A 1,555-nucleotide genomic window follows, 5' to 3' on the forward strand; every position below is an offset into this window, starting at 1 on the left:
TAAATTCTCTCCACTCAAACTACCATCTAATCCTTCTCCTAAGATAGAATATCAAAGAGAACAATGGGAAGGGATAGGAGAAATAAAGAAGAGTAGTAAAGTTAATAAGAAAGTAGAGGTAGAGAGAAGTATTTCTAGTGTTGTTCAAGAAGAGATTCCTCCTAATGTGATAAGAATAGAAACACAAGATGATAGTGGAGAGTTTATAGAGATAGAGTTGTTAGAAGACAATCAAGAGGAATTACAAGAGAGTAATTTAGAACAAGAAGAAAACAGTCTTTGGCATACTGCAGGAGAAGCTGTATTGGATATAGGATTAGGAATCCTAACTAAAGGAAAACATAAACCTAAACCAAAGACAGCTACAAAAAAATCCACATCTATAAAGCCTAAGTCTTTGAGTAGGGAGGAGGCTATAAGTCTTTTAAGAAACAAATATGGGCTTAAGACTTCTAAGGAATTAAAGAAAGAAGGATATAAAAATATAAAAAATAGTGATAATGTCTATTGGGCGAGAGATAACAAACAAATCAAAGAAATTTGGGACGATATTACAGAGGGAGCAGAAATAATAGATCGTGATAAGCCTGATAAACTCGGGGGTAAATTAACAATAGCAAAATTGCGAGATGGGACAATTGTAAGGCTAAGGCAGAAATCAAAGACGGGGGGTTCCACGATAGAGATAGGAAATAAAAAACCTAATGTTACAATCCACAATAAGGCAAAAGAAGATGGCGATTGGTAAAGTGATACATAAATCAGGCGTAATGTTTCCTGATTTTGATAAAATAACAGATAATATGGATTTTTATGACAATAATGTTTTAAGCTTTATTTGGTTTGCACAGATTTCAAATATTACCAAAATAGATATTTTAGAATATTTTGAATGCCTTTATCTTGATGGAGCAATGGAGAATGGCACAGAGGTTGATAGTATTTTTTTGTGTTGGTATCCTTATAAAGAGCTTCACCCAACACTTCAAGAAAACGACCCTAAGCCCACTTATGCAAGTGAATGTATTAATCTTTTAGGACAACTCTTCCTAGCAGGATACATAGAATTTGGTATGTGTGGATTGCAAGACAAAGAAGAAAATGACCTCTCAAAACAAAAAGAAGACAAATATCAAGCTTGGATATATTTTAGGGATAATTTCTTTTATACCGAAGCGTATAATAGAGATATGATAGACCTTAGAGAAAAATACCCAAATATGAGCGATGATGATTATTTGCATTCTAATTGGGATACTCCACAATATTGGGATAAGTATCATTTTTGGGTTGCAAGAACCCCCAAAGGCACTAAATATTTCAATGAAATCCTAGCCCCAAGATTCTATAATAAATACAAAGATTTAGAAGTAGAAATAGATGATAAAGGTAATATTATAAGATGGATTGGAAAGATTAATAGATAAGTTCTCTTTTTTATTAGATTTACCAACCCTTCTAAACTCCCATAGGATTCTTAATGGCTAAGAAAACAAGAAGAAAAATCCTTACTCCTAAAGTAAAAACTCTACAAACAACTCCTGATTTATCTTTA

General features: G+C 32.7%; 1 protein-coding gene and 1 pseudogene. Both read left to right on the plus strand.

The window, feature by feature from the left end:
• Positions 1-748, plus strand: a pseudogene (locus tag LS70_RS10255) (hypothetical protein); the annotation flags it as partial.
• A complete protein-coding gene (locus tag LS70_RS09830; protein WP_138109449.1) occupies positions 735-1,427 on the plus strand; it encodes a hypothetical protein in 693 nt (230 codons plus the stop codon). The pseudogene LS70_RS10255 and the gene LS70_RS09830, both read left to right, overlap by 14 nt.
• The last annotated feature ends 128 nt before the right edge of the window (positions 1,428-1,555 follow it).

The sequence above is a fragment of the Helicobacter sp. MIT 11-5569 genome, assembly GCF_000765695.2.
GTDB lineage: Bacteria > Campylobacterota > Campylobacteria > Campylobacterales > Helicobacteraceae > Helicobacter_D.

Excerpts from the sequence above, each read along its gene's own strand:
- LS70_RS09830 (WP_138109449.1), top strand. The coding sequence starts at position 735 with ATGGCGATTGGTAAAGTGATACATAAATCAGGCGTAATGTTTCCTGAT.